The following is a 524-nucleotide window of genomic DNA, read 5'->3' as shown; positions in this document are numbered from 1 at the left end:
CGGCGGTGTCGTATTCCTGACGGCTCACGGCCTGCTCGTCGACCAGTTGCTTGTAGCGGTCGGAGATCGACTTGGTCGAACGCAGGTTGGCTTCGGCGCGTTTCAGGGTCGCTTCATAGACCGACGGATCGATCTGATACAGCTGCTGGCCGGCTTTGACATCGCCGCCTTCCTTGAACAGACGCTTGAGAATGATGCCGTTGACCTGTGGACGCACTTCAGCGATGCGGAACGCACTGGTGCGACCCGGCAGTTCAGACGTGAGGGTAAAGGCTTGTGGTTGCAGGGTGACGACGCCGACCTGAGGCGGTGGAGCGGCCGGTGCCGCTTCTTCCTTTTTACATCCGCTGAGCAGCGATGCCAGGGCGACGGCAGTGACCAGAGCGGTAACAGCTGGCTTGAATTGCATGAAGATCCTCGGGTCAGGCGCGCAAAGAGCGCACAAGAAGTGTGTAAGGGTAAAAAAAGGATACCGGGTGGATAAGTAGCTTGCTAAGGAATATACTTACGTTCATGGTTGTTTG

1 pseudogene is annotated in these 524 nt (G+C 57.3%); it reads right to left on the bottom strand.

Annotation, left to right across the window (positions count from 1 at the left end):
• Positions 1-409, bottom strand: a pseudogene (gene emhA / locus BK660_RS30185) (efflux RND transporter periplasmic adaptor subunit EmhA); the annotation flags it as partial.
• Positions 410-524: the final 115 nt, after the last annotated feature.

The organism is Pseudomonas brassicacearum, from assembly GCF_003732265.1.
Classification (GTDB): domain Bacteria; phylum Pseudomonadota; class Gammaproteobacteria; order Pseudomonadales; family Pseudomonadaceae; genus Aquipseudomonas; species Aquipseudomonas brassicacearum_D.
Note: the sequence above shows the minus strand (reverse complement) of the source record. Positions and strands in the feature narration are given on the sequence as shown.